Genomic DNA, 6429 nt, shown 5'->3' with positions numbered 1-6429 from the left:
CTCGGCCACCAGCTCCAGCGTGGCCGACGAGGTGGAAGCGGCCCCGTCGCGGAAGGCCGTTTCCTGGTGCACGCGCTTGTGGGCCGCAAACACGGCGTGCAGCAAGCGGTGCAGATACGGCCCGGCCACCTCGGCCGAGGCCGCGCGCTGGTACGCCCGCTTCACCTGGTTGCCGATTTGGGGGTCGCCCACCACCTGCGCATCCAGCCCGAGAGCACCTCAAACAGGTGGTGCGCCGCCGTTCCGGCCGCGTCAAACGCCGTGAAATAGGCCTGATATTCCAGCGCATTGGCTACGCCCGCCACCTGCCCCAGGGCCTGCACAATGGCGGACTCCTGGTTGGTAGCGGCGCTGTAGTACACCTCGGTGCGGTTACAGGTGCTGAGCACCAGCAGGTTTTCCAGGTTCAGGTCGTGGTGCACGAGGTGCAGCAGTCGGCCACAAGCCGCTTCATCTAGGGCCAGCAACTCGCGCACCGCGAGGGGCGCTTTTTGGTAAGAAAAGCTTACCGCCCGGAAAGGATACTTCATGGGGTAAAACCGCTGGGAGAGCTGGCAAAAGCCGGGTAGCGCACCCTGCTACAGGGCCTGCTATCCCGGCCAAAAGTGGCCGCTGGGCTTGAGCACTTGCTGGCTCAAAGGTCTCCGGTAAAACGCGCACGCCCCATGCGCGTGCTCAAGCCACTGGTTGATTGTGGTCATGGCCGGCTAGTCATTAACCAAGCGGGAGGCACAATTAGGTGTAAGTCCTTGCCTAGCCAGGCTTTACCAAGGAAAGCAGGCCGCCAGTTGCTACGGTTAGCCGGGTCAGTAGTACTAGCTGATTAGTAGTAAAATGCCGACCGTGCAGTAGATTCCCAGGCGCGGTAGTTTCAGGGCGGGCTTACAGTGTTCACACCTGCACCCCCAACAAGCTCCCTGCCGCGGCTGGCTCAGCGACCGGGGCGGCGGGCTGGCGGCCCCGGCCGGTTTCGCGCAGAAACAGGCTAGCTAAGATGGCCAACCCCATGCCCGCCAGCCAGAACAGGCCCGCCGCCCGAAAGTGCGCCAGCGGGTCGGGCGCGGTAGCCAGGCCCTGGCCGAACCAGCGGCCGAACAGCGGCCCAACCAGCGCCGTCACGCCAAAGGTGAGGAAGTTCATGGCCCCGGTGGCGCTGCCTTTCACCCGGTCGGGATTCACTTCTTTGATAATAGAATAGGGAATCATGGCCACGCCCGACGCCAGCCCGAACAGGAACAGGCTAACGGCCAGCGGCAGCCACGTGGGCAGCAGCAGAAACTGCGCGAAGCTCAGCAGCATGAGCACGGCCCCCGCCAGCAGCACCGGCTTGCGGCCCACGCGGTCGGCGGCCCAGCCCAGGAGCGGGCAGCCAACTACCCAGCCCAGCGGTACCATCGAGCAGGCCCAGGTCGCGGCGGCGTAGCTCACCCGCCAGTCGTGCTGCAAAAAAGCCACCCCCCAGGTCATGGCAAAGAGCGTGGTGGGGGCGAACAGCAGGCCCGCCACCAACCCGCACCAGTACGACTGCGGGTTGGAAAACACGACGCGAAAGGGCTCCCACCAACTGTCGTGCGGCCCGGTGGCCCTGGGGGCCGGGTGGGTTTCGCGGGGAATGATGAGCAACAAGCCCAGGCCAACAACCAGGTTGGCCCCGCCCAGGGCTAGCCAGAACGTGTGCACGCCCAGCCCCTGCCGCAGCAGCGGCCCCACGGCCGACTGCCCCACCGAGCCGCCGAGCATCCCCAGGCACTGCGTTACGCCAACGGCCGTGGCCAGCGAGCCCGCCGAAAACGCGTGGGAGGCCAGGTACACCGCCCCGATGAAGGCGAAGGCCGACCCCACGCCTTGCACCAAGCGCCCGCTGGTGCCGGCGGCGGCGTCGGGTATGGCGAATAGCAGGCAGCCCAGCGCCAGCCCGGCCACGCCGGCGGGCACCGCGTACTTGGGGCCGGTGCGGTCGAGCACAAAGCCGGCAAGCAGGCCCGCCAGGGCGTAGGCATTGTAGTAGGTGCCCAAGATGGTGCCCACGCCCCCGGTCGACACGCCGAAAGCCTGGGCCAGCTCCGGGAGCATCACCGCCGGCGACGAGCGGATGGTGTAGGCCAGAAAGTAAAAAACCAGGGAAAAGACCCACGCAATGACGTAGGGCCGGGTCGGGCTGCGGGTGGTTGCGGGCAGGGCAGGAAGCATGGATAGTATTATAAACAGCGGCGTGCGGAAGGACAAGATTACACCCCCGACCGAGCGGGCTACTTGATGAAAATCATGCGCTGGGCTTGACTTTCTCCATGCCGATGGCGGGCCCCCGGCCGGTCCTTTGCCCTTGGTTTTACCACCCAGGCAACTGCTGACTCATGGCCCCTTCGCTGCTCATTCTCACCGACTTCTTTCAGGCCGCCGACCGGGCGCTCGACTACGCTACCAACCTGGCCGCGCCGCTCGGGGCGCGGCTGGTACTGCTGCACGTGCGCCGCGATTCCCTCCTCGACCCCGAGCTGTTCACGGGTGCGCTTTCCAACCTGAACCAGGAGGCCACCGACCTGGCCCTGAGCCGGGTGGCCAGCGGACTGGCCGTGCCCGTGGTGGTGGAAATTGGCCACGGCCGCGTCGCGGTGGCCGTGGCCGACGCCGTGAGCCGGCACCACCCGCTGCTGGTGGTGCTAGGGCGGGCCGACTACTCCGAAACGCCCGACGAGCTGGTGCACACGACCTCCCTCGACATCTTGCGCACCTCACCCTACCCCCTGCTGGTGGTGCCGGCCGCCGTGGCCACTACGGCCCCGCCCCGGCGGGTGCTGCTGGCCCTTGACGGCGAGGCCTTCACCCTGGGCCAGTACGCCGGCATGGCCCGCCACCTGCTCAATGCGCTGGGCGCGGAGCTGACCGTGCTGCACGTGGCCGCTCACCCCGGCCCCGAAGACCAGGCGGCCGAAGTGTTGGAATCGGTGCGCCGGACGGGGCTGGCTATCGACCTGCCCACGCCCGTGCGCTACCGCCGCTCGGCGGCGGCCGCACCGGCCGAGGGCATTCTGGCAGCGGCGCAGCCCGAAGCCTACGACCTGGTGGTGGTGCTGGCGCGGCCCCGCAGCTTCTGGGGCGAGCTGTTTCACCACAGCGCCACGGCGCAGGTGCTGAAACACAGCGCCATCCCGGTGCTGGTGCTGCCCACGGAAGCCTAAACTACTTGTGCACAAACTATCAACTATTACTAGAAAGCCCATGAACAAGGATTTGCAAGGTAAAGTAGCCCTGGTAACCGGGGCCGCCTCGGGCATTGGCCAGGCCGTGGCGCTGCTCTACGGGCAGCGCGGGGCCCGCGTCATGGTCTCGGACATTGACGAAACCCAGGGCCAGCAAGTGGTAGCCGAGATGCAAGCAGCCGGGGGCAATGCCCAATTCTACAGGGCCGACGTGGGCGACCCCGCCCAGTGCCGGCAGCTGGTGCAGGCAACCGTGGCGGCGTTTGGCAAGCTGGATATGGCCTGCAACAACGCCGGCATCACGGGCGAGATGAGCTTGACTGCCGACATGTCGCTCGAAGGCTGGCAGCGCATTATCAACGTGAACCTGAACAGCGTCTTCTTCTGCGTCAAGTACGAGTTGGAGGTGATGCTGAAGCAGGGCCACGGCGCAATTGTCAACATGTCGTCCATTCTGGGGCAGGTGGGTACGCCCACGCTGGCGGGCTACGTCACGGCCAAGCACGGCGTCATCGGCCTCACCCAAACGGCGGCCATCGAGTACGCCGCCCAGGGCATCCGCCTCAATGCCGTGGGGCCGGGCTACATCGACACGCCGCTGCTCAAAGATTTCAGCCCCGAAACCAAGGCCGGGCTGGTGGCCCTGCACCCCATCGGCCGGCTGGGCAAGTCAGAGGAAGTGGCCGAGCTAGTTGTCTGGCTCAGCTCCGACCAGGCCTCCTTCGTGACCGGGGCCTACTACCCCGTCGACGGCGGCTACCTGGCCCGCTAACTCCCCCGCATTCACCAGCTACTTCCCCCTATGGAATCGACCACCAGCCTGGCGCGCCCCCCGGCGGCCTCCTTCACTACCCCCCTGGCGCCGGAAGCCGCCTGGCTGCTTGATGCCTACTGGCGGGCGGCCAACTACCTGTCGGTGGGCCAGATGTACCTCTACGACAACCCCTTGTTGCGCGAGCCGCTGACGCTGGCCCACATCAAAAACCTGCTGCTGGGGCACTGGGGCACCACGCCGGGCCAGAACTTCATTTACACCCACCTCAACCGGGTCATCAAGCAGTACGATCTGGACATGATTTACGTGTGCGGCCCCGGCCACGGCGGGCCGGCGGTGGTGGCGGGCACCTACCTGGAAGGCACGTACAGCGAAGTTTATCCCAACATCAGCCAGGACGAGGACGGGCTGCGCAAGCTGTTTCGGCAGTTTTCGTTTCCGGGCGGCATTTCGAGCCACGCCTCGCCCCAAACGCCGGGCTCCATCCACGAGGGCGGCGAGCTGGGCTACTCGCTCAGCCACGCCTTCGGGGCGGTGTTCGACAACCCCGGGCTCATCGTGACCTGCGTGATTGGCGACGGCGAGGCCGAAACGGGGCCCCTGGCCACGGCCTGGCATTCCAACAAATTTCTCAATCCCGTCAGCGACGGCGCGGTGCTGCCCATTCTGCACCTGAATGGCTACAAGATTTCCAACCCCACGGTGCTGGCCCGCATCACGCCCGAAGAACTCGACCAATTACTGCGCGGCTACGGCTGGACGCCCTACTACGTGGCGGGCGACGACCCGGAGCTGATGCACCAGGCCATGGCCGCCGTGCTCGATGCCGCCGTGGAGCACATCCTGGCCATTCAGCACAACGCCCGCACCCAGGCCGACCTGACCCGGCCCCGCTGGCCGGTCATTGTCCTCCAATCGCCCAAGGGCTGGACCGGCCCTAAAGTGGTGGATGGCCAGCCCAACGAAGGCACCTTTCGGGCGCACCAGGTGCCGCTGGCCGTATCGGCCAGCGCGCCGCCCGAGCACCTGGCGCAGCTCGAAAGCTGGCTTAAAAGCTACCGGCCCGAAGAGCTGTTTGATGCCCAGGGCCGGCTGCTGCCCGCCATTGCGGCGCTGGCCCCGGCCGGCAACCGCCGCATGGGGGCCAACCCCCACGCCAACGGCGGCCTGCTGCTGCGGGCCCTGCACCTGCCCGATTTCTGCGACTACGCGGTGGACGTGCCCACGCCCGGCGCCACGCAAGCCAGCGACACGGGCGTGGTGGGCCGCTTCCTGCGCGACGTGGTTAAGCTGAACGCGGAGCCCCGCAACTTCCGGATTTTTGGGCCGGATGAAACCGTGTCGAACAAGCTGGAAGCGGTGTTCGAAGCCACCGACCGACAGTGGGACGCGGGCACGGCGGCGAACGACGAGTTTCTGGCCCCCAGCGGCGCGGTGATGGAAATGCTGAGCGAGCACCAGTGCGAAGGCTGGCTGGAAGGTTACTTGCTCACCGGCCGGCACGGGCTGTTCAACAGCTACGAGGCGTTCATTCACCTGGTCGACTCGATGTTCAACCAGCACGCCAAGTGGTTGAAAACGACCGCGGAGATTCCGTGGCGGCGACCCATTGCCTCGCTCAACTACCTGCTGACGAGTACCGTGTGGCGGCAGGACCACAACGGCTTTACGCACCAGGACCCCGGCTTTATGGACCACGTGGTGAACAAGAAAGCCAGCATCGTGCGCGTGTACCTGCCGCCCGATGCCAACTGCCTGCTCTCGGTGATGGACCACTGCCTGCGCAGCCGCCACTACGTGAACGTGATAGTGGCCGCCAAGCACCCCGCCCCGCAGTGGCTGAGCATGGACGCCGCCCTCAAGCACTGCGCCGAAGGCATCGGCCTCTGGCCCTGGGCCAGCACTGATGCCGGCCAGGAGCCCGACGCCGTGCTGGCCTGCTGCGGCGACGTGCCCACCCTCGAAACCCTGGCCGCCGCCAGCATCCTGCGTGAGCACCTGCCCGAGCTGAAAATCCGGGTCGTGAACGTGGTCGATTTGTTGAAGCTGGAGCGCAGCACCGAGCACCCGCACGGCCTGCCCGACGCCGACTACGACGCGCTCTTTACCCGCGACAAGCCGGTGATTTTCGCCTTCCACGGCTACCCCTGGCTGGTGCACCGCCTCACCTACAACCGCCCCAACAACCAGCACCTGCACGTGCGCGGCTATAAGGAGGAAGGCACCATTACCACGGCTTTTGACATGACGGTGCTCAACGAGCTCGACCGCTACCACCTGGTAATGGACGTGCTCGACCGCGTACCTAGCCTGGGCAATAAGGGCGCCTACCTCAAGCAGTATCTGAAAGATAAGCTGGTGGAGCACAAGCAATACATCTACCGCCACGGCGAAGACATGCCCGAGATTCGGAACTGGCAGTGGCCGGCTTCGCAGCCGGCTTAATTACTTACC

General features: G+C 66.1%; 4 protein-coding genes and 1 pseudogene. 3 read left to right on the top strand and 2 right to left on the bottom strand.

Translation table 11 applies throughout. The features are described 5' to 3' along the window. Together BEN49_RS17595 and BEN49_RS17590 are read right to left on the bottom strand one after the other, a co-directional pair. Positions 1-530 (bottom strand): annotated as a pseudogene (locus BEN49_RS17595) (glutamyl-tRNA reductase); the annotation flags it as partial. Positions 531-891: 361 nt separating this feature from the next. Then, on the bottom strand, positions 892-2190 hold the full coding sequence (locus tag BEN49_RS17590) for an MFS transporter (protein WP_070745718.1): 1299 nt from the start codon (positions 2188-2190) through the stop codon (positions 892-894). Positions 2191-2354: 164 nt separating this feature from the next. Between BEN49_RS17590 and BEN49_RS17585 the strand changes: the two genes are divergently transcribed. From BEN49_RS17585 to BEN49_RS17575, 3 genes are read left to right on the top strand one after another with little or no spacing between them, the layout of a single operon-like run. After that, positions 2355-3179: a universal stress protein gene (locus BEN49_RS17585; RefSeq protein ID WP_070745716.1), complete on the top strand. Its 825-nt coding sequence runs from the start codon at positions 2355-2357 to the stop codon at positions 3177-3179. A gap of 40 nt (positions 3180-3219) precedes the next feature. Then, positions 3220-3972: an SDR family NAD(P)-dependent oxidoreductase gene (locus tag BEN49_RS17580; RefSeq protein ID WP_070745715.1), complete on the top strand. Its 753-nt coding sequence runs from the start codon at positions 3220-3222 to the stop codon at positions 3970-3972. A 30-nt stretch (positions 3973-4002) separates the two neighbouring features. Further along, a complete protein-coding gene (locus BEN49_RS17575) occupies positions 4003-6420 on the top strand; it encodes a phosphoketolase family protein (protein WP_070745713.1) in 2418 nt (805 codons plus the stop codon). Positions 6421-6429: the final 9 nt, after the last annotated feature.

It is taken from the genome of Hymenobacter coccineus, from assembly GCF_001816125.1.
GTDB classification, from domain to species: Bacteria; Bacteroidota; Bacteroidia; order Cytophagales; family Hymenobacteraceae; genus Hymenobacter; species Hymenobacter coccineus.
The sequence above is the reverse complement of the archived record's forward strand: the minus strand, read 5'-3'. Positions and strand labels throughout refer to the sequence as shown.

What these genes read in the sequence shown, in the direction of transcription:
- BEN49_RS17590 (WP_070745718.1), bottom strand. Translation starts at nt 2,190, where the DNA reads ATGCTTCCTGCCCTGCCCGCAACCACCCGCAGCCCGACCCGGCCCTAC.
- BEN49_RS17585 (WP_070745716.1), top strand. Translation starts at nt 2,355, where the DNA reads ATGGCCCCTTCGCTGCTCATTCTCACCGACTTCTTTCAGGCCGCCGAC.
- BEN49_RS17580 (WP_070745715.1), top strand. Translation starts at nt 3,220, where the DNA reads ATGAACAAGGATTTGCAAGGTAAAGTAGCCCTGGTAACCGGGGCCGCC.
- BEN49_RS17575 (WP_070745713.1), top strand. Translation starts at nt 4,003, where the DNA reads ATGGAATCGACCACCAGCCTGGCGCGCCCCCCGGCGGCCTCCTTCACT.